At 63.4% G+C, this 18,715-nt stretch carries 20 protein-coding genes; 13 read left to right on the top strand and 7 right to left on the bottom strand.

Features of this window, described 5'->3' with window-relative positions:
* Positions 1 to 69: 69 nt before the first annotated feature.
* The 8 genes from E8M79_RS16590 to E8M79_RS16555 all read left to right on the top strand — a co-directional run bounded on the left by E8M79_RS16590 (position 70) and on the right by E8M79_RS16555 (position 6,028).
* Complete coding sequence (locus E8M79_RS16590) at positions 70 to 507, top strand: hypothetical protein (protein WP_137152958.1); 438 nt, start codon at positions 70 to 72, stop codon at positions 505 to 507.
* Between the two features lie 73 nt (positions 508 to 580).
* The gene (locus tag E8M79_RS16585; RefSeq protein WP_137152957.1) at positions 581 to 970 is read left to right on the top strand and encodes an MAPEG family protein; all 390 of its coding nucleotides are present in this window, start codon (positions 581 to 583) and stop codon (positions 968 to 970) included.
* 71 nt (positions 971 to 1,041) lie between these two features.
* Positions 1,042 to 1,674: a LysE family translocator gene (locus E8M79_RS16580; RefSeq protein WP_137152956.1), complete on the top strand. Its 633-nt coding sequence runs from the start codon at positions 1,042 to 1,044 to the stop codon at positions 1,672 to 1,674.
* A gap of 18 nt (positions 1,675 to 1,692) precedes the next feature.
* Positions 1,693 to 3,102, top strand: coding sequence for a dihydrolipoyl dehydrogenase (gene lpdA, locus E8M79_RS16575; RefSeq protein ID WP_137152955.1), 1,410 nt, complete (start codon positions 1,693 to 1,695; stop codon positions 3,100 to 3,102).
* Between the two features lie 230 nt (positions 3,103 to 3,332).
* Positions 3,333 to 4,064, top strand: coding sequence for a FadR/GntR family transcriptional regulator (locus E8M79_RS16570; protein WP_137152954.1), 732 nt, complete (start codon positions 3,333 to 3,335; stop codon positions 4,062 to 4,064).
* Positions 4,065 to 4,078: 14 nt separating this feature from the next.
* Positions 4,079 to 4,927, top strand: a complete 849-nt coding sequence (kduI, locus tag E8M79_RS16565) for a 5-dehydro-4-deoxy-D-glucuronate isomerase (protein ID WP_137152953.1) — start codon at positions 4,079 to 4,081, stop codon at positions 4,925 to 4,927.
* A complete protein-coding gene (gene kduD, locus E8M79_RS16560) occupies positions 4,927 to 5,688 on the top strand; it encodes a 2-dehydro-3-deoxy-D-gluconate 5-dehydrogenase KduD (RefSeq protein ID WP_137152952.1) in 762 nt (253 codons plus the stop codon). Before kduI ends, kduD begins: the two co-directional genes overlap by 1 nt.
* Positions 5,689 to 5,692: 4 nt before the next feature.
* Positions 5,693 to 6,028, top strand: a complete 336-nt coding sequence (locus E8M79_RS16555) for a cupin domain-containing protein (RefSeq protein WP_137152951.1) — start codon at positions 5,693 to 5,695, stop codon at positions 6,026 to 6,028.
* Between the two features lie 136 nt (positions 6,029 to 6,164).
* Here E8M79_RS16555 and E8M79_RS16550 read toward each other — a convergent pair whose 3' ends face one another.
* Positions 6,165 to 6,788 carry a hypothetical protein gene (locus tag E8M79_RS16550; RefSeq protein ID WP_137152950.1) on the bottom strand — a complete coding sequence of 208 codons (624 nt, stop codon included), beginning with the start codon at positions 6,786 to 6,788 and terminating at the stop codon, positions 6,165 to 6,167.
* A gap of 78 nt (positions 6,789 to 6,866) precedes the next feature.
* Between E8M79_RS16550 and E8M79_RS16545 the strand changes: the two genes are divergently transcribed.
* From E8M79_RS16545 to E8M79_RS16530, 4 genes are all read left to right on the top strand, one after another.
* Positions 6,867 to 7,481 carry a trimeric intracellular cation channel family protein gene (locus E8M79_RS16545; RefSeq protein WP_137152949.1) on the top strand — a complete coding sequence of 205 codons (615 nt, stop codon included), beginning with the start codon at positions 6,867 to 6,869 and terminating at the stop codon, positions 7,479 to 7,481.
* 83 nt (positions 7,482 to 7,564) lie between these two features.
* Entirely contained in the window at positions 7,565 to 8,776 is a 1,212-nt protein-coding gene (uxuA, locus tag E8M79_RS16540) for a mannonate dehydratase (protein WP_137152948.1), read from the top strand.
* A 100-nt stretch (positions 8,777 to 8,876) separates the two neighbouring features.
* Positions 8,877 to 10,760: an ATP-binding protein gene (locus E8M79_RS16535; RefSeq protein WP_137152947.1), complete on the top strand. Its 1,884-nt coding sequence runs from the start codon at positions 8,877 to 8,879 to the stop codon at positions 10,758 to 10,760.
* Between the two features lie 19 nt (positions 10,761 to 10,779).
* The gene (locus E8M79_RS16530) at positions 10,780 to 11,175 is read left to right on the top strand and encodes a response regulator (protein WP_137152946.1); all 396 of its coding nucleotides are present in this window, start codon (positions 10,780 to 10,782) and stop codon (positions 11,173 to 11,175) included.
* 78 nt (positions 11,176 to 11,253) lie between these two features.
* Here E8M79_RS16530 and E8M79_RS16525 read toward each other — a convergent pair whose 3' ends face one another.
* Together E8M79_RS16525 and E8M79_RS16520 are read right to left on the bottom strand one after the other, a co-directional pair.
* Positions 11,254 to 11,646, bottom strand: coding sequence for a response regulator (locus tag E8M79_RS16525; RefSeq protein WP_137152945.1), 393 nt, complete (start codon positions 11,644 to 11,646; stop codon positions 11,254 to 11,256).
* Between the two features lie 12 nt (positions 11,647 to 11,658).
* Positions 11,659 to 13,008, bottom strand: coding sequence for an aminotransferase class I/II-fold pyridoxal phosphate-dependent enzyme (locus tag E8M79_RS16520; RefSeq protein ID WP_137152944.1), 1,350 nt, complete (start codon positions 13,006 to 13,008; stop codon positions 11,659 to 11,661).
* A gap of 202 nt (positions 13,009 to 13,210) precedes the next feature.
* On the opposite strand from E8M79_RS16520, the gene E8M79_RS16515 reads away from it, so the two are divergent.
* Complete coding sequence (locus E8M79_RS16515) at positions 13,211 to 15,610, top strand: bifunctional diguanylate cyclase/phosphodiesterase (RefSeq protein ID WP_137152943.1); 2,400 nt, start codon at positions 13,211 to 13,213, stop codon at positions 15,608 to 15,610.
* Here E8M79_RS16515 and E8M79_RS16510 read toward each other — a convergent pair.
* Genes E8M79_RS16510 through E8M79_RS16495 form a run of 4 tightly spaced genes read right to left on the bottom strand, consistent with a single transcriptional unit; the run spans position 15,607 to position 18,597 of the window.
* Positions 15,607 to 16,749, bottom strand: coding sequence for a succinylglutamate desuccinylase/aspartoacylase family protein (locus E8M79_RS16510; RefSeq protein WP_137152942.1), 1,143 nt, complete (start codon positions 16,747 to 16,749; stop codon positions 15,607 to 15,609). The genes E8M79_RS16515 and E8M79_RS16510 overlap by 4 nt on opposite strands.
* Positions 16,746 to 17,048, bottom strand: coding sequence for an MTH1187 family thiamine-binding protein (locus tag E8M79_RS16505; protein ID WP_137152941.1), 303 nt, complete (start codon positions 17,046 to 17,048; stop codon positions 16,746 to 16,748). Before E8M79_RS16505 ends, E8M79_RS16510 begins: the two co-directional genes overlap by 4 nt.
* Before the next feature lie 5 nt (positions 17,049 to 17,053).
* The gene (locus E8M79_RS16500; RefSeq protein WP_137152940.1) at positions 17,054 to 17,788 is read right to left on the bottom strand and encodes an ABC transporter permease subunit; all 735 of its coding nucleotides are present in this window, start codon (positions 17,786 to 17,788) and stop codon (positions 17,054 to 17,056) included.
* Positions 17,788 to 18,597, bottom strand: coding sequence for an ABC transporter permease subunit (locus E8M79_RS16495; RefSeq protein ID WP_137152939.1), 810 nt, complete (start codon positions 18,595 to 18,597; stop codon positions 17,788 to 17,790). Before E8M79_RS16495 ends, E8M79_RS16500 begins: the two co-directional genes overlap by 1 nt.
* Between the last annotated feature and the right edge of the window lie 118 nt (positions 18,598 to 18,715).

Below are 18,715 nucleotides of genomic sequence, written 5' to 3'. Positions count from 1 at the left end.
TAACACAATGGTAGCACTTTGCACCGCTATGGAGGGCGCTGTCCGCGTGGATGTGTCTGGAGCTGCCTGTTGAAGAAACTGATCGCCATTGCCCTGCTGCTCGCCGTCCCGGCCCAGGCCCAGGAGGCCGCCGACCCCGAGCTGGTGGGCGAGCTGATGGCCTTTCAGGGCGCCAAGGCGATCGTGTCGGTAATGACGACGCATTGCTACGAGACCACCGGGCTGGACGCCGCCTATCAGACGGCTAATGAGAACTGGTATCTGCGCAATGTCGGCTTTCTCGACCTGGCCATGCGGGTGGCCGCGCGGGTGGGCGGGGTGAGCGATGACGAGGTCGCGGCCGCCGAGACCTATGGCGGCAGCCAGATCATGAGCGCCTATAACAAGGCCGAGGACAAGGCCAGTTTCTGCACCAGCTTTCTCGAGCAGGTGAACAGCGGCGCGCTCGATATCGACAAGAGCCTGCCGGCGACGCTGGCCAAGGCACAGAAGATCGCGGCACAATAGGCCGGACGGCTTGCCCAAGGGCAGCCGGAGTGCTTGATGGGGCGCCTAGACCCCGCCGCACAAGGAGCGCCCCGTGAGCATCGAAATGACCCTGCTGATCTGGAGCACTGCGGTTGCGGCGATCTATATCATGGTGCAATCGGCGTTTTATCGGCTGGACCATGGCGTGATCTATGCTGGCTCGGCGCGCGACAATGAGCGGGCGCCCAATATCCTCAATGCCCGGGCCGACAAGGCGCTGCGCAATTTCCTCGAAACCTATGGCATCTTCATCGCGCTGGCGGTGGCAACCGAGCTCACTGGGCGCAGCGGCGGGCTGACGCAATGGGGCGCCACGATCTGGCTGGCGATGCGCGTGTTCTATCTGCCGGCCTATGTCTCGGGCATCCCGTTCCTGCGGTCGGGCATCTGGATGGTGTCGGCGGCGGGGCTGGTGATGATGTTTGTTGGCGTTGCATTCTAGCCCTGCGCGGCGCAACGCGATATGCAGGCTAGCAATCAACACGGGCCCATGGTCCAGGCGACGGTGAACAGATGACGATTCCCTGGCTGGAATTTGCGACGCTGATGCTGGCCTTCGGCATTAATGCGGTCATTCCCGGCGCTGACTTTGCCATGGTGCTGCGGCAGTCGATCGCCCATGACCGGCGCGCGGCGCTGTTCACTTCGGCGGGCATTGCCACCTCGATCCTGGTGCACGGCAGCTATACGCTGCTGGGTGTTGGCGTGATCGTGGGGCAGTCGCTGCTGCTGTTCAATATCCTCAAATGGGCGGGCGCGGCCTATCTGGTCTATCTGGCCATTGCGGCGCTGCGCAGCCCGCCGCCCAAGCCGCCGGTGGCGAGCGAACTGGCCGTGACGCGGCGCGGCGACATGGCCGCGTTTGCATTGGGCTTTTTGACCAATCTGCTGAACCCCAAGGCCGTGCTGTTCTTCCTGGCGCTGTTCACGAGTCTCGTCTCCGCGCACACCGGGGGCGACGTGAAGGTGCTCTATGTGCTGTGCATGAGCATCATGCTTTTTGCCTGGTTCGCACTGGTCTCGGTTTTCTTTACTACGGCCTGGGTGCGGGAAGGCTTTTTCCGCTTTGGCCGGTGGTTTAATCGTGTCACCGGCATTACGTTCATCCTGCTGGCCGTGCGTGTGGCACTGGCGCAGCAGCACTAGACAGTTTTGGGGCTTCCTATGGCAGACGTTTTCGACCTCACCATCATCGGCTCGGGTCCGGGCGGCTATGTTGCAGCAATTCGTGCGGCGCAATTGGGCATGAAGGTCGCGGTGGTGGAGAAGTGGCCGACGCTGGGCGGTACATGCCTGAACATCGGCTGCATTCCCTCCAAGGCGCTGCTGCATGCCTCGGAAATGTTCGAGGAGGCCGGGCATGGCTTCAAGGCGCTGGGCATCGACATTCCGGCGCCGGTGCTGAACCTGCCGCAGATGATGAACCACAAGTCCGAGACCGTGGCGGCCAATGTCGGCGGCGTGGACTATTTGTTCAAGAAGAACAAGATCACCGTGTTCCGCGGCATCGGCACCATTGCCGCGCCGGGCAAGGTGCATGTGACGCCGCAGAACGGCAGCGCCAGCGAGATCGAGACCAAGAATATCGTGATCGCCAGCGGTTCGGTGTCGGCCGGCCTGCCGGGCATCGAGATCGATGAAAAGACCGTTGTCAGCTCGACCGGCGCGCTCAACCTGAGCAAGGTGCCGGGCAAGCTGCTGGTGATCGGCGCGGGCGTGATCGGGCTGGAGCTGGGCTCGGTCTGGGCACGGCTGGGTGCACAGGTGACCGTGGTGGAATATCTCGACCGCATCCTGCCCGGCATGGACAGCGAAGTGGCGCGCCAGTTCCAGCGCATGCTGCAGAAGCAGGGCATGGAGTTCAAGCTTTCCAGCAAGGTTGCCGGCATCGACAAGCAGGACGATGGTTCGCTCAAGGTGCGGGTTGAGCCGGCCAAGGGCGGCGACATGGAAATCCTCGACGCCGACGTGGCGCTGGTGGCCATCGGCCGCAAGCCGTTCACCGAAGGGCTGGGCCTGGACATCGTGGGCGTGGCACTGGACGAGCGCGGCCGCGTGCGCGTCGACGCGCATTACAAGACTTCGATCGATGGCATCTATGCCATTGGTGACGTGATTGCCGGCCCGATGCTGGCGCACAAGGCCGAGGACGAAGGCATTGCCGTCGCCGAAATCCTGGGTGGCCAGGCCGGCCATGTGAACTATGCCGCCATTCCGGCGGTGGTCTATACCAATCCCGAGATCGCTTCGGTGGGCAAGACCGAGGACGAACTCAAGGCCGAGGGCATCAACTACAAGATCGGCAAGTTCCCCTTCACCGCCAATGGCCGCGCCAAGGCGATGCTGGCCACGCAGGGGTTCGTCAAGATCCTGGCCGATGTCGAGACCGACCGCGTGCTGGGCGCCCATATCATCGGCAAGAACGCCGGCGAGATGATCCACGAGCTGGTGGTGCTGATGGAATTCTCCGGCGCTGCCGAAGACCTGGCGCGCTCCACACATGCGCATCCGACGTTGTCCGAAGCGGTGCGCGAAGCGGCGCTGTCGCTGGGCGATGGGGCCATCCACATCTAGGCGCAGCAACAGCGCGACCGATCAGGCCCCGGCATCTGCCGGGGCCTTTTTGTTTTGGGAGGTGAGTGGGACGGTGGCGTCGGACCGGTGTCGTGCCGTGGTCGACCGAGCAGATGATCAAGTCATCATACAAGTGAGCGCCTATTATATGTTGACTTGTCTGGCTGAGCCGTAGCCATTGGCTAGGGGCCGGACATGTCGTGCGGTCGGGGCGCGAACCGGGCAGGCCAATGACTGTGAGTGACCTTCTGTCCGGACCGCTGCGCAAGCCCAAGCTGGCCGATCTGGTGATCGACACGCTGCGCAAGAGGATCAGTGCCGGAGACTACGCCGCGGGCAGCAAACTGCCGACGGAAAGCCAGATGACCAGCATCTTCGGCGTGAGCCGGACGGTGGTGCGCGAGGCCATGGCCGCGCTTGCCGCCGATGGATTGGTGCAGGCGCGGCAGGGTGCCGGGGTCTTTGTGATGGCCAATGCGGCCAGTGCCTTTACGGCCATTGGCGCGGAGAGCTCGAACAAGATCTCGGTGGCGCTCAATGTGCTCGAAGTGCGCATGGGGATCGAGATCGAATCGGCCGGGCTTGCCGCTGTCCGGCGCAGCTCGAGCCAGGATGCGGCAATCCAGGAGGCCTGGAACGCGTTCGAGCGGCAGATCAAGGCCGGCACGCCGACAGGCAAGACCGATTTTGCCTTCCATCGCGCCATCGCTGAGGCGACCAATAATCCGTTCTATATCGAAGTGCTCGACGGGCTGGGCAGCCGCACCATCCCCTGTGATGTGACGTCGCCCTGGGGCACCGACAGCGTGTTGACGCTGGAATACCAGCAGGGGCTGCAGCAGGAGCACCTGGTCATCCTCAAGGCTATTTCGGCCCAGGATGCGAGCGCGGCGCGCGAGGCCATGCGCCAGCACCTCGGGCGCAGCCAGGACCGCTACCGCCAGCGCCTCCGTGAACAATAGACAATAGCAGGACCATGCCAATGAGCACCGACTTCGACATTCGTTTCGCCATTGATCCGGTGAGCGCGGCGACGATGAATACCGAGGAGCTGCGCGAGCATTTCCTGATCGAGACGCTGTTCACGCCCGGCGCCGTCAACTGGACCTATACGCATTACGATCGCATGGTGGTGGGTGGTGCGATGCCGGTGGCGGGGCCGCTGGCGCTGGAGGCCATCAAGCCGACGGGCACAGCCAGCTTCCTTGCGCGGCGCGAGCTGATTGCCGCCAATGTGGGTGGCGCGGGCACTATCGTCGTCGATGGCACGGCGCATGCGGTGGGGCCGCGCGACATGCTCTATATCGGCATGGGCAACACGGATGTGCGCTTTGGCTCGGTCGATGGCGCGGCGCCAGCCAAGTTCTATCTGCTGAGCGCGCCGGCTCATGCCAGCCATCCCACACGGCTGATCCGCCAGGGCGATGCCAAGCGGCTCGACCTGGGGAGCCGGGAAGCCGCCAATGAGCGCAGCATCTTCCAATATGTGAACGCGGACAGCGTCACGACCTGCCAGCTGGTGGTGGGGCTGACCAGCTTTGCGCCGGGCTCGGTGTGGAACACCATGCCCGCCCATATCCATGACCGGCGCATGGAGGCCTATCTCTATTTCGACCTCGACCCTAATGCGGTGGTGGTGCACCTGATGGGGGAACCCGAGGAAACCCGGCACCTGATCGTGCGCAATGAGGAGGCAGTGATCTCCCCGCCCTGGTCGATCCATTCGGGCGTGGGCACGGGCGCCTATACGTTCATCTGGGCGATGGCGGGCGACAATGTTGACTATACCGACGTCGACAAGGTCGGCATGGACATGCTGCGCTGATGGATCTCTCGGCATTCAGTCTTGCTGGGCAGACCATCATGGTGACCGGCGCCAATACCGGCATCGGCCAGGGTATTGCGCTGAGCATTGGCCAGGCGGGCGGCCGGGTGATCGGGGTCGGCCGCTCAAGCATGGACGAGACGGCGGCGCTGCTGCAGGCGGCCGGGGCCGATTTCATCGCCATTGCCACGGACCTCGGATCGAGTGCGGCGGCACAGGCGATGCTCGATGCCTGCTGGGCGGCGCATGGCCCGATCGACGGGCTGGTCAACAATGCCGGCATCATCAGGCGGGCCGATGCGCTCGATTTCACCGAGGCGGACTGGGACGCAGTGATGGACGTCAATCTCAAGACGATGTTCTTCCTGTGCCAGGCGTTTGGGCGGCAGGTGATTGCCGACGGCCGGCAAGGGCGCATCGTCAATGTCGCCTCGATGCTCAGCTATCAGGGTGGCATTCGGGTGGCCAGCTACACCGCCTCCAAGAGCGGGGTTCTGGGGATTACGCGGCTGCTGGCCAATGAATGGGCCGCGCGGGGCATCAATGTGAACGCCATCGCGCCGGGCTATATCGAGACCAACAATACCGAGGCGCTGCGGGCGGACCCCGACCGGTCGGCGTCCATCCTGGGACGCATTCCGGCCGGGCGCTGGGGCGTGCCGTCCGACATCGGCGATGCGGCGGTGTTCCTGCTGTCGCGTGCCGCCAATTACATGCATGGCGCCACCATCCCGGTGGATGGCGGCTGGCTGGCGAGGTGAACAGATGAGCGAACAGGTTTTCTTTGCGCAGGCAGAGGCATCGGCATGGGTGGAGGTGGCGCCGGGCAATCGGCGCCGCGTGCTGATCCACACGCCCGAGCTGATGCAGGTGGAGTTCGGCTTCGACAAGGGCGGGGTCGGCGCGCTGCATAGCCATCCCCATATCCAGGTGAGCTATGTGGCCGAAGGGCGCTTTGAGGTGACCATCGGCGGCAAGACCGAGATTGTGGGCACCGGCGGCAGCTTCATCGTGCCGGGCGGGGTGGTGCATGGCGTAGTGGCTCTGGAAGCCGGGCGGCTGGTGGATGTGTTCACGCCCATGCGGGCCGATTTCGTGTAGACCGTTGTCTTTCAGGTGAGGCCGGTCTGCAAATGGTTGCCATCTCCGCTTCCGGTCCTCACGTACTGATGTACGCTCCGGTCCGGTTCTCGATGCCCACCATTTTCGCCTCGGCCTGACCCGAAATCCTTCCGGTCTACGCCCCGCATTCTGTCAGCATGACAGCGTAAGCTGCGTCATGTCGTCCGGACCAGTTGGGCATGCCGGGCCGGGTCAATATGCCCCGGCGCGGCGGGATATAGCTGTAGATGCTGCGGACCGGCTCCTGCCGCCAGGTCAGGTTGAAGGCGGCATAGCGGGGAAAGAACTGCATGTCGTGGTAGGGCAGGTGGTCATGTACCCACCAGGCCATGGCCTCCCAATCGCCGCTGCGCTCATAGTGGGGAACGAAGCGGGGCACGACGATGCAGGCGGTAGCGCCCATGCGCCCCTCGGCATCGCGATGGTCCCAGATGTGGCCGGCGTAATTGGCGGCATTGCTGGCGCAATTGAAGCCATTGGCATTGCCGAACGCGTTGACCGCGGGCGAGCGATAAGACGAGCGGATGGCCAGGCGCCCGAAGCGGGCCTGCAGCGGCTCGAGCAGGTTTTGGCAGAGTGCCGAACCGGCGGCGATGGCGAGGTCGGGGTCTTCGGGGATATTGGGCAGGCCGGCGATGGCGGCGATTTCCGAGAAGAGAAAATCGCGCATGAAGAAACTGTCCGAAAGACGGACGCGGCCCAGTGTTTCCAGGGCCTTGACGGATCGGGGCTGGCGCATGGCGTATCCGGGGCTGTACAGGGACAATTTGCACTGTAGCTTCAGCCCGGCAACCCGGATTTGACGACAAGGACGAGCATGCTGACCGTGATCTTTTATATCGCCGTGACGGTGGAAGCCATGACGGCGGCGCTGGCGGCCGGGCGGCGGCGCATGGACTGGTTCGGCGTGTGCGTTCTGGCCTGCGTGACAGCGCTGGGCGGGGGATCGGCACGCGATATTATCCTGGGGCATTATCCACTCAGCTGGGTGGCCAATCCGTGGCTGCTGGTGCTGGCCTGCGGCGCGGCCATCTTCACCATTGCCATCGCCCGGGTGGTGCATAGGCTGCGCTGGCCGTTCCTGCTGCTCGACGCGCTGGGGCTGGTGGTGTTTTCCATCATCGGCTGCAATGTGGCGCTGGAAATGGGCCAACATCCGGTGATTGTGATCGTGGCCGGGATGATCACCGGCATTGTCGGCGGCATCCTGCGCGACGTGTTGTGCAATGACGTGCCCCTGGTGTTCAGCGGCGAGCTCTATGCGACGGTGGCTGCGGTGACCGGCACGCTTTATTTCATCGGTCTCAGCTTGAACTGGCCGCATGATGTGGTGATCGCCGGCGCTGCGGCGGTGGGGTTCAGCCTGCGCGTCGCGGCGATCCTGCTCAAATGGGAGATGCCGCGCTTTGTCTATGACAAGGACCTGCGCTGAGCCCTGGCATAGGCGCAGAATGGGGCTTTTCCGCCAGCCGACAGTGTGGCATGGCACTACCATACAAGAATCGGAGTGTTGACGTGCGACAGACCTGGCGTTGGTTCGGACCCAAAGACCTGTGCAGCATTGACGACATCACCCAGGTGGGCGCCGCCGGGGTGGTGAGCGCGCTGCATCACGTGCCCAATGGGGTGGTCTGGACGCCCGAGGAAATCGCCAAGCGCCATGCCGAAATCGGCACGCGCAAGGATGGCACGCCGTCGGGCCTGACCTGGGACGTGGTGGAAAGCCTGCCCGTGACCGAGGACATGAAAAAGCAGAAGAACGCCTGGCGCGAGCATATCGCCAATTACAAGGTGTCGATGCGGAACCTCGCCGAGAGCGGCGTCGAGGTGATCTGCTACAATTTCATGCCGGTTCTGGACTGGACCCGCACCGATCTGCGCTGGGAAGTGCCCAATGGCGGCTCCTGCATGCGCTTTGACATCAATGACTTTGCCGCCTTCGACATCCATATCCTGGAGCGGCCTGGCGCGGCTGCGGACTATACCAATGCCATTGCCGACGAGGCGGCCCGCCGCTTTGGCAATATGGACGAGCCGGGCCGCAAGGCGCTGGCACGCAACGTGACCATGGGCCTGCCGGGGTCGACGGAATCGATGACGCTGGACGATGTGCGCGGCCATCTGGCCGAGTATGACGGGATCAGCCGCGAGCGGCTGCGCGCCAATTTCGTGGACTTCCTCGACGAGGTGGTGCCGGTGGCCGAGGATCTGGGGCTGCGGCTGTGCTGCCATCCTGATGATCCGCCGTTTGCGCTGCTGGGTCTGCCGCGCGTGATGTCGACCGAGGACGACTACCGCTATATCCTCGAGGCCGTCGACAGCCCGGCCAATGGCATGACGCTGTGCTCGGGCTCACTGGGTGCGCGGCCGGACAATGACCTGCCGGGCATGATGGAGCGCCTGGGCGACAAGGTGCATTTCCTGCATCTGCGCAACGTCAAGCGCGACAATGACGATATCGTGGGCTCGTTCTACGAGGCCGAGCACCTGGGCGGGGATACCGACATGGTGGCGCTGATCGCCGCCATTGTGCGGGAAGAGAACCGACGCAAGGCGGCCGGTCGCTCCGACCACTCCATTCCCATGCGCCCCGACCATGGCCAGGATATTCTTGATGACCTGGGGCGGCGCTCGCAGCCGGGCTATCCCACCATCGGTCGCATGAAGGGCCTGGCGGAACTCCGCGGCGTGATGGCGGCGTTCGAGCATCCCAGACTGGGGCTCTAGGCCGCAAAAGAGCCGATAGATAGGGCTTGGGGAGCCAAGTTTACCTCTTTTCAAAGGGTTGCGTTCACTCTCGCATGATCAGATCGTGCGAGGCATTGTCGTGGATATTCAATCGAGCTTCCAGACGGTCGTGAACTGGTTCATTCCGGCCCACATGGCTGCTGACCTGCACACGCGCAAGCGCGTGCAGATGTTCATCATCAGCCATATCTTCGGGCCCATTATCGCCTCGCCCATCCCGTTGTTCCTGTGGTTCGCCGATCCGCAGCCCTGGCCGCATGTGCTGATCCTGGCGGCCTCGATCTATGGCTTCTGGCCGTTCCTGGCGCTGGTGAAGCTCTTCCCGCGTGCCTATACGCCGCTGGCCATGGCCTCGGTGGTGAACCTGACGTTCTGCGTGATGTGGGGCACCTATAACTATGGCGGTGCCAGTTCACCGTTCCTGGTCTGGCTGGTGCTGGTGCCGCTGCTGGCCTTTATGTATCTGGGCTCGACCTGGACGGCGCGCGTATTCGTGATCAGCCTGATCACCGGCGGTCTGGCAGCCCTGTATGGCCTGTATCTGTTTGGCGAATTCCCCGAGAACATTCCGGTCAGCGACATGGTGGTGGCCGGGCTGCTGTCGGCCCTGGGCGCCAATATCTACGTGTTCATGATGGCTGCCTATTACTCCAATGTGGTGGACAGCCAATCTGAGCTGATCAAGGAAATCGACCGGCACCAGTTCACCCTCAAGGCGCTGACCAGCGCCAAGGACGAGGCCGAGCGCGCCAATGGCGCCAAGTCGGAATTCCTGGCCAAGATGAGCCATGAGCTGCGCACGCCGCTCAATGCGGTGCTGGGCTATTCGGAAATCCTGCTCGAAGACGCCGAGCTCGACGGGCGTGGCGAGCAGATTGCGGATCTGCAGAAGATCAGTGCGGCAGGCAAGCACCTGCTGGCCATGGTCAATGACATTCTCGATATCTCCAAGATCGAGGCCGGCAAGATGACGCTGCATGTTGAGAGCGTCGACATGGACAAGCTGCTCGACGAGGTGGAGGCCACGGCGCGGCCATTGGCAGCCAAGAACACCAATAGCCTGGTGGTGAATCGCGATGCCGATATCGGCGTGGTGCGGCTCGATGCCACCAAGCTGCGCCAGACCATTTTCAACCTGCTGTCGAATGCCACCAAGTTCACCCAGAACGGCACCATCACGCTGAGCGCGCGACGGGACGGCCAATGGATCGAAGTATCGGTCAAGGACACCGGCATTGGCATTTCCAAGGAACAGCAGCGCGCGCTGTTCTCCAACTTCACCCAGGCCAGCTCCAAGATCGCTGCGGTCTATGGTGGCACCGGGCTTGGCCTGTCGCTGAGCCAGAACCTGTGCCGCCTGATGGGCGGCGATATCAGCGTGGACAGCGACCTGGGCAAGGGCAGCCGATTTATCATCCGACTGCCGGTGCAGCCCGAACCCGCCAAGGCCGAGCCGATCTTGCTCAATGTGGTGCGCCGCCGCGCCCATGAAGACGATGCCATGCTCGAAGAGAGCGAGGCCGATGCGAGCCAGCGCAAGGCGGGTTACGCCGGCATGAGCGGGCATGTGCCGGGCCATGACAAGCAAGAGCGCCTGCTGGTGGTGGACGACGACCGCAACTTCCTCGAACTGGCCGAGCGGCTGTTCAGCAAGGAAAACTACACCCCCATCTGCACCGATGCGCCGCAGTCGGCGCTGCAGATCGCGCGAACCGTCAAACCGGCAGCGATCTTTCTGGATATTCTGATGCCGGGCTTTGACGGCTGGGACGTGTTGGCAGCCCTCAAGGCGGACCCGATTACGGCCGGAATTCCGGTGTTCATGATCTCGATCCTGACCGAACGCAGCAAGGCCCTGGCGGCTGGCGCGGACGGGGTGGTGATGAAGCCTCTCGACGCCTCCAAGGTCAAAGCTGCGCTTGCTGCCGTCAGGGCAACGCGTGGCCGGGCCAAGGCTGTCTGACGAAAGAACGGAAAGAACTATGGCTCTGGTGCTGATTGTTGAAGACAACCCGATCAACCGCGATGTGCTCGGGCGGCGGCTGGAGCGACGCGGCTTCTCCATCCGCTTTGCCGAGGATGGCCCCAAGGGGATCGCCGCGGCCAAGGCGCTAATGCCAGACGTGATCCTGATGGATATCGGACTGGGCGAGATGGATGGCTGCGAGGCGACGCGGCGCATTCACGCCGACCCCGAGACTGCGGCGTTGCCGATTATCGCGCTGACGGCCAGTGCCTTTGAATCGGATCGGGCCAATGCAATGGCAGCCGGCTGTATCGACTTTGACACCAAGCCGGTGGATCTGCCGCGCTTGCTGGGCAAGATGCAGGCTGTGCTCGGCCCCAAGACCCCGGCTGCCGCGATGGTGCAGCTCTAGGGCATTTGCCCCGGGCCGAACAGACAAAAGCCCCCGCCGGCATGGCGGGGGCTTTTGTGTTGTCATCTGGTCGTGTTGCTAGTGGGCGCGGGCGAGGCGATTGGCGTTCAGCGTCTTGCGCAGGAAGGCAAAATCGACCGGTTTCTGCTGCACCGATGGTTGGCGCAGGCCCAGGGCCTCGGCGGCGCGCTGGGCGATGAGCAAGGTCTGCTCATCGCGGCCGCTGATGATGACGATCTCGCCGTCGAACTGCTGCTGGGCCAGCATGCCGAACAGCTCGATAGCATCGATGTGGGGCATGGTGATGTCCACGGTGATGACGTCGGGCTGCAGGGCCGCCACCAGATTGATGAAGCCACGCGGATCGGAGGTGGCAAAGCCCTCGTAGCCGCAGCGTTCGGCAACCCGCACAATCAGTTCAGCCGATGGCGCATCATCGTCGACGGCAAGAAGTTTGAGGGCGCGACCCATGGCGAGTTCCGATCAGGCGGCCGCAGTGGCGTTGGTGCCAGCGTCAGGCTGACCTTCATGGCCCAGGCGGTATTCGAGGTCGGCGCTGTGCATGGCCTGGGCCAGGACGCGGACGACCTCGTCGATATCGGCACGGGTGTGGGAGGCCATCACCTGGAAGCGGAAGCGGGCGCCACCCTGGGGCACGGCGGGGTATTCGACCAGATTGGCAATGCCGCCCAGGGCCATCAGATTGCGCGAGGCGAAGCGGCCGACGCCTTCCAGGCCCAGGCGTACCGGAACGATGGGCGAGGGATCGCCCAGGGTTTCCAGGCCTGCCTTGGTCATCTGGGCGCGCAGATAGAGGATATTGTCCATCAGCTTGCGGCGCAGCGTGCGGCCTTCCTCGGAACGCACGATATTGAGCGCGGCCAGAACAGAGGCTGCCTGCACCGGCGAGAGGGCGTTGGAGAAGGTGTGGGTGGCGCTGTAATACTTGAGATATTCCGCGGCAGCCTTGGTCTTGACGGCAATGAAGCCGCCATTGGAGCCAAAGGTCTTGGAGAAGCTGCCGATGATGATATCGGCGGCGTCCATCATGTTCTGCAGGCCCAAATGGCCCAGGCCATCATCGCCGATCGAGCCCAGATCATGGGCGCAATCGACCAGCAGGGTGGCGCCGAACTGGTCGCACAGGGCGCGCATGGCGCCGATGTCGGGCGTATCGGAGTGCATCGAGAACAGGCTCTCGGTGACCACCATGATGCCATTGTCGGGATCGTTGGCGCGGATGCGCTCAAGCTTGCGGGCCAGGGCATCGAGATTGAGATGGCCATGGTAGTGGATGTTCTGCGTGGCGGCCTTGGCGCCTTCCTGCAGGCAGGAATGGGCCAGGATATCCATCACCACATGATCATTTGCGCGCACGAAGCCCTGCACCGAACCGTAGCCGGCAGCCCAGCCGGTGGGATAGAGCACCACTTCACGGCCGCCGAGGAATTCGGACAGGCCCTGTTCGAGCAGCAGCGAATTGGCGGTATTGCCCAGCAGTGCGGCCGAACCGGCGCTGTGCACGCCGTATTCGTCGATGGCCTTGATTGCGGCTTCTTTCAGCGCGGGATGGGAGGACAGGCTCAGATAGTCCTGGCTGCCAAAATTGATGCCGGAGAAGGTCTCACCAATGTCGCTGCGCGCCTCGCAATGGGCGGTCGGCGCCGTGCTGGTGGAACGGGCATAGGGCCAGAGCTGGTGCTCGCGGCGCAGGTTCTGCCACTCGTAGAAGCCAGTAATGCGGCTCATCAGGTCTGGACCTTCGGGCGCACGGAAGTCGCGCAGGCTTCCCGTCAGTGCGGCTTCCGGTACGGTTTCGAAATGTGAACTCATCAACGCTCTCCAGGTGGACCTTACCGGTCCTTCAAAACGGAATTTAGAGAACGTCCTTGAAAGTCCGCTTAAGCCCTAGAGTTTATTTTCCGTGTAGCAGAAGAACTTGGGTAACGATTAACGGGTGGTTTCCAGACACTGACAGTTTGTCCCACGGCACGAACACACGCAATATTAAGCGCTGCCGGGTCATAAAGTGATTATGACTCGCATTCCGGGCAGCGGCCTGTTCTCAGTGGTTAACCGCTTTGTCGACCGTGCCATCGGCGCGGACGGGCTGTCACCCATTGTCCGGCAGAAACTGCTGCACCAGCAATTGCGTTCGGTGGCCGAAATGACACCGGCCATGCTGGCGGCATCGATTGCCGTGGCCGCCGTGTTCCTGACACTGAGCTGGGGAACGCCGCGCTTCTGGCCCCTGGCTGGCGCCGTCGGCGTGATCGTGGCGCTGCAGTTGCACTCGGTCTATCTGGCATTCCGGCATGTGCGGACCACGGCCTATTCGGCGCCGCACAAGAGCGGACGACGCACGATCCTGTATGCCCTGCTGCTCGGCATGGCTTGGGCGCTGGTGCTGAACCTGTTACCCAGCGCCGACAACGCCACCATTCGCGGCGCAGCCGTAATCGGCGCAGGCGGGCTGGCCTGTGTGGCGATGATGGCCCTGGTGAACTATCCGCAGGCGCTGGCGGCCTTTGTCATTCCCCTGATCGACGGGGCGCTGGGGCTGGTGACGGCCTTTGACAATACCCCTGACTTTTGGGCGCAGGGCGCGCTGCTGCTGACGTTTATCTTCATCCTGGTGACCATCAGCTTCTACCATGCCTCGGCTTTTGTGGCGCATCGCGCCTCCGAGACGCTGGTGGAGGAAAAGGGCGAGATTATCGGCCTGCTGCTGCGCGAGTTCGAGCAGAGCATTTCGGACTGGATCTGGGGCACCGACGCCGACGGTGCAATCAACCGGGTTTCGGCGGGTCTGACGGCGGCGACGGGCGTGCCGGAGGCGGCGCTGCTGGGCGCCGACTTCGTGCATTTCCTGCGCTGTATCACGCCGCCAGGCGATCCGATGTTCACCCATCTGGAAGCCGACATCGAAAACCGGGAGACATTCCAGGACGTCAATCTGCTGGTGGTGGCCGATGGCGTGGAGTGCTGGTGGAGCCTGACGGGCAAGCCCGCCTTTGATGAGATCGGCACCTATCTGGGCTATATCGGCACGGGATCGGACATCACTGAGCGCAAGCTGGCCGAGCGGCGTATCACCATGCTGGCGCACCATGACTCCATGACCGGCCTGCTCAACCGGACCAAGTTCAGCGAGAATCTGAACAGTTGCGTGGCCCGGCTGGAGCGCTACGGCACGCCGTTCTCGCTGATGTTTCTTGATCTTGACCATTTCAAATCGGTCAATGACAGCCGCGGTCATATGACCGGGGACCGGCTGCTGGTGCAGGTGGCGCGGCGCATTGCCAATGTGGTGCGCGATGCCGACATGGCTGCGCGGCTGGGCGGCGACGAGTTCGCACTGCTGCTGCCCAGCGACTGTGAAGAGGCCGATGTAGTGGCCCTGGCCGAGCGGCTGATCCATGACATCAAGCAGCCCTATCTTATCGACGACGAGCAAGTGAGCGTCGGTGTGAGCATTGGCATCGCCATGGCGCCGCTCAATGGGACGCGGCCCGACCAGATCCTGCGCAATGCCGATCTGGCGCTCTATCGCGCCAAGGCCGACGGCCGCTCGATCTATCGCCTGTTCGAGAGCGAAATGGACTCCGAGGCGCGCGAGCGGCGCCTCTTGGAGGGCGACCTGCGCGAAGCGATCGGCAATCAGGAACTGGTGCTCTATTACCAGCCGCTGGTGTCGGCGCACGACGAAAAGCCGGTGGGCTTTGAGGCGCTGATCCGCTGGAACCATCCGATCCGGGGCCTGGTGGCGCCGGCCGAGTTCATTCCGATTGCCGAGCACTCCAATCTGATCGTGGATATCGGCGACTGGACGATCTTTGAGGCCTGCAAAGCGGCGGTGACCTGGCCGGACCATTTGACGGTGGCGGTGAACCTGTCGGCCAAGCACTTCCGCCGCTCGGACATTTCCCAGGTGGTGCAGCGGGCGCTGGCCGTGTCGGGCCTGGCGCCGCAGCGGCTCGAGATCGAGATCACCGAAGGCCTGCTGATCGACAATCCGGACCAGGTCGTGGAAAAGCTGGCCGAAATCCGGGCGCTGGGCGTCACCATTGCGATGGATGATTTCGGCACGGGCTATTCGAGCCTGAGCTATCTGCAGAAGTTCTCGTTCGACAAGATCAAGATCGACCGGTCCTTCGTGCATGCCTCAAGTGACAATGAGGTGTCGCGCGACATTCTCAAGGCCATTGCCTCGCTGGGCAAGACGCTCAAGCTCAAGATCACCGCCGAGGGCGTCGAAACGCGCGAACAGGCCGATTTCCTGGCCGGCATCGCCTGCAACCAGCTGCAAGGTTTCCTGTTCTCGCGGCCGCTGGACAGTATCGACCTGCCGCTTTACCTGCTCAAGAATGTGCCGGGACGCGCCGCCGAAGTGAAGGCCGAGGCTGAACGCAAACTGGGGCTTTTGGCCAGCTAATCTTCCAGCAGATAGCCGCCAGCCCGGGTGGGCAGGACTGTGGTGCCAACGATCTTGGCGATACTGTCGCCGCGGCGGACATACTTGGCCATGACGCGCGAGAGCACAAAGCCGTCGGTGCCCGCCAGGATCGGCGTGCGCTTAAGGAAGGCCTCGGGGCCATCCATAGCGATGAGATCAGCAATGGGCTGGCCGGCGCTGACGCGATCACCCAAGGCGGCGCGATAGGCGAGCAGCCCCGGCGTATCGACGCGCAGAACTTCGGTGGCCTCAAAGGGCGTGGGGGCGGGGGCCGGGTCAGGTCGCGGCCCGGGATCGGCATCGATGAGGCCGCGACTGGCGAGAAAGCCGAAGAGGCCCGCAGCATCGGCTGCACCAAGATCGTCAAAGCTGTCCGCGCGGCCGCGATATTCGAGCGTTGCGGTTTCCGCGCCGATGGGGATGGGACGGTCGGGATTGGCCTGGCGCGCCTTGCGATAGAGCGTGGGCAGCACTTCATCAAAGGAGCTGCCGCCGCTGTCCTCTGCGGTGAGCGTTGCCGCCACGCCCATCCAGTCAGCGAGATCCTGCAGGCCTGGCATCAGTTCGGGCGAGGTGAAGATGTGCTTGAGGCTATCGTCATCGCAGTGGAGGTCCAGCACGATGTCGGCGGCAGCGGCCGAGCGCAGGACATGCAGGCGCAGGCGCTGGATCGCGGTGACGGGCGTCTGGCTGTCGATCCAGGCGAGCACCGCAGCGCGGATGGTCCGGATATTGGCGCGGCCATCGGCGCCGAGCCGGCCGCGCAGCGCCGGGGAGATATGCGGATAGAGGTCTGGCCAGCGGCGGTTGTAGTTGACGCCGGTCTGGGTGTCATAGCGGCCGATGTGATGGCGGAGGCTCGTGGTGGCAAGGCCCAGCGGATTGACCGAGGGGAAGACCGTGATATGTGCCCGCAGCTGGCCGGCGGCATCGGCGGCGTGCAGCTTGGGCAGCAGGTGGTGCAGCGCCATGGTGCCGGGCTGTTCGTCGGCATGGAGCGCCGCCTGGATATGCACGCGCGTCGCAGCGTCCTCGGGCCCCATGGTGTAGCTATAGAGCGTGGTGGCGGCGCCAGGCGTATCGCCGGGCAGAATGGTCTGGTGCAGGGCGAAAGTCATGACGGATCCCGGGGCGCGAGGCTGGCCAGCTTGTCGGCCATGGTCTGCGGCTTGTCGGTGCGGGTGGAGAACACCAGGGTGCAGAAGACCCGCTCAACGCCGCGCTGGTTGAGATGGGCGCAGCAGGCTTCCACCAGAGCCGTCACGTCAGCCATCTCGCCTTCGATATTGGTGCCGTTGGCATGCATGACATGGGTGAGGCCGGAGCGTGCGATGATGTCGGCGATGTCGCGGATATAGCTTGAGACCGATGGTCCCACGCCCATGGGCACGATGGTGAGGTCGGCGATGATCTTCATGCTGGCTACCGGATCCACTTGGGGGCAAAGCGCATGCCGGGGGCTGCCGGCATGTGTCGCATCAAGCGCTGATAGACCAGACCGAACAGGAAGAACACCACCAGTGACACTGCCAGGAAATAGAGCGCGGCCACCGAGAAATGCAGGAAGGCATTGTAGTCGCGCTCGAACAGCTCCTTGGCGGTGATCATCAGGTCCTTCTGCTGGCCGATGACCGGCAGGGCGAAATAGACGATGGCCGTGGCATGGAAAAGGAAGACCACCTCATTGGTATAGGCGGGCCAGGCGAGGCGGATGAGATTGGGCCAGATGACATGGCGGAACTGCTGGCGCTGGCTCATGCCATAGGCCCGGGCGGCTTCGATCTCCCCGCGGGGTACGGCGCGCAGGGCGCCATAGAAGATCTCGGCGGTGTAGGCGGCCGTGTTGAGCACCAGGACCAGGGGGCCGATGAACAGGGGGTGCAGCACAAACCAGGATATTCCCATGGGCTTCCACAGGCTGACGTTGAACGACAGCGCCAGGGAATAGACCATGAAGAACTGGATGAAGAGCGGCGAGCCGCGGAAGGCATAGATGTAGCCGCGGCTGAGGCGCGAAATCAGCGGATTGGCCGAGTTTTTGCCCAGCGCGAGGAACACGGCCATGACAAAGCCGAGCGGGACAGAGGCGGCGGCGAAATAGACGTTGAACACCACCGCAGGTGCAAAAAGGGCCAGTTCAGCCAGGAAACGCTCCATCAGCGGGCCTCACTGAGAATGCCGCGGCCGGCGCGGCGCATCAGGGCACCAAAGGCGCGTTCTGAGACCAGCGTGACCAGGATGTAGAAGACAAACAGCACCAGATAATAGCGCCAGCGCCAGTCCTCATGCACCAGGCCAACGGTGGGCAGAAAATTGGGGGCGCCCAGACGGTCTGCCCAGAGCACGATGTCGGCGATCTGCAGCAGCGAGAGCAGGGAGGTGGCCTTGACGATGAGCATCCAGACATTGGAGAGCCCGGGCAGGGCATAGATCCACATCTGGCGGATGTGGATGCGCCAGAGCACCTGGCGGGCCGACATGCCATAGGCGCGGGCCGCCTCGAGCTGCCCCTTGGGCACCGAGCGCAGCGCGCCATGAATGACATTGGTGGCAAAGGCGCCATAGACCAGGCCGAGCGAGACAGAGGCCAGGATGAGATATTCGGGCGTGCCAAGGAACCAGTTGGCGTCCTTGCAGGGCGGCCAGGCCGCCGATTGCGCGGCCAGTGTCTCGGGTGTGCAGAGCTGGGTGGCCATCAGCCATTCAACGCCCTGCTCGAAGGCAAGCGGGAAGAACAGGAAGAACAGCACATCGGGCACGCCGCGCACGATGGAGGAATAGATCGAGCCGATCAGGCGCAGCGGCCAGAAGCGGGAATTCTTGAGCGTGGCGCCGATCAGGCCAAAGACCACGGCGAGCCCGCCGCCGGCCAGGGCTGCGAAAATAGTGAACTGGAAACTGGCATACCAGGTGAGGTGCTTGCCGTTGGTGAGGTAGCCCAGCCAGAAGGCGATGTCGTCCATCATGGGGTGACCCGCACGCAGGTTGGCCGCATGCCCAGGCGGAGCATGCCGGCCCGATGGGGCGGATACAGCGGATTGGATGAGTAAGAAATCAGCATATGCGGAGGCAGCCCCCTGATCC

Source organism: Devosia sp. FKR38 (genome assembly GCF_005222805.1).
In the GTDB taxonomy this organism is placed as follows: domain Bacteria; phylum Pseudomonadota; class Alphaproteobacteria; order Rhizobiales; family Devosiaceae; genus Devosia.
Note: the sequence above shows the minus strand (reverse complement) of the source record. Positions and strands in the feature narration are given on the sequence as shown.

What these genes read in the sequence shown, in the direction of transcription:
- E8M79_RS16580 (WP_137152956.1), top strand. Translation starts at nt 1,042, where the DNA reads ATGACGATTCCCTGGCTGGAATTTGCGACGCTGATGCTGGCCTTCGGC.
- lpdA (WP_137152955.1), top strand. Translation starts at nt 1,693, where the DNA reads ATGGCAGACGTTTTCGACCTCACCATCATCGGCTCGGGTCCGGGCGGC.
- E8M79_RS16570 (WP_137152954.1), top strand. Translation starts at nt 3,333, where the DNA reads ATGACTGTGAGTGACCTTCTGTCCGGACCGCTGCGCAAGCCCAAGCTG.
- kduI (WP_137152953.1), top strand. Translation starts at nt 4,079, where the DNA reads ATGCCAATGAGCACCGACTTCGACATTCGTTTCGCCATTGATCCGGTG.
- kduD (WP_137152952.1), top strand. Translation starts at nt 4,927, where the DNA reads ATGGATCTCTCGGCATTCAGTCTTGCTGGGCAGACCATCATGGTGACC.
- E8M79_RS16555 (WP_137152951.1), top strand. Translation starts at nt 5,693, where the DNA reads ATGAGCGAACAGGTTTTCTTTGCGCAGGCAGAGGCATCGGCATGGGTG.
- E8M79_RS16550 (WP_137152950.1), bottom strand. Translation starts at nt 6,788, where the DNA reads ATGCGCCAGCCCCGATCCGTCAAGGCCCTGGAAACACTGGGCCGCGTC.
- E8M79_RS16545 (WP_137152949.1), top strand. Translation starts at nt 6,867, where the DNA reads ATGCTGACCGTGATCTTTTATATCGCCGTGACGGTGGAAGCCATGACG.
- E8M79_RS16530 (WP_137152946.1), top strand. Translation starts at nt 10,780, where the DNA reads ATGGCTCTGGTGCTGATTGTTGAAGACAACCCGATCAACCGCGATGTG.
- E8M79_RS16525 (WP_137152945.1), bottom strand. Translation starts at nt 11,646, where the DNA reads ATGGGTCGCGCCCTCAAACTTCTTGCCGTCGACGATGATGCGCCATCG.
- E8M79_RS16520 (WP_137152944.1), bottom strand. Translation starts at nt 13,008, where the DNA reads ATGAGTTCACATTTCGAAACCGTACCGGAAGCCGCACTGACGGGAAGC.
- E8M79_RS16515 (WP_137152943.1), top strand. Translation starts at nt 13,211, where the DNA reads ATGACTCGCATTCCGGGCAGCGGCCTGTTCTCAGTGGTTAACCGCTTT.
- E8M79_RS16510 (WP_137152942.1), bottom strand. Translation starts at nt 16,749, where the DNA reads ATGACTTTCGCCCTGCACCAGACCATTCTGCCCGGCGATACGCCTGGC.
- E8M79_RS16505 (WP_137152941.1), bottom strand. Translation starts at nt 17,048, where the DNA reads ATGAAGATCATCGCCGACCTCACCATCGTGCCCATGGGCGTGGGACCA.
- E8M79_RS16500 (WP_137152940.1), bottom strand. Translation starts at nt 17,788, where the DNA reads ATGGAGCGTTTCCTGGCTGAACTGGCCCTTTTTGCACCTGCGGTGGTG.
- E8M79_RS16495 (WP_137152939.1), bottom strand. Translation starts at nt 18,597, where the DNA reads ATGATGGACGACATCGCCTTCTGGCTGGGCTACCTCACCAACGGCAAG.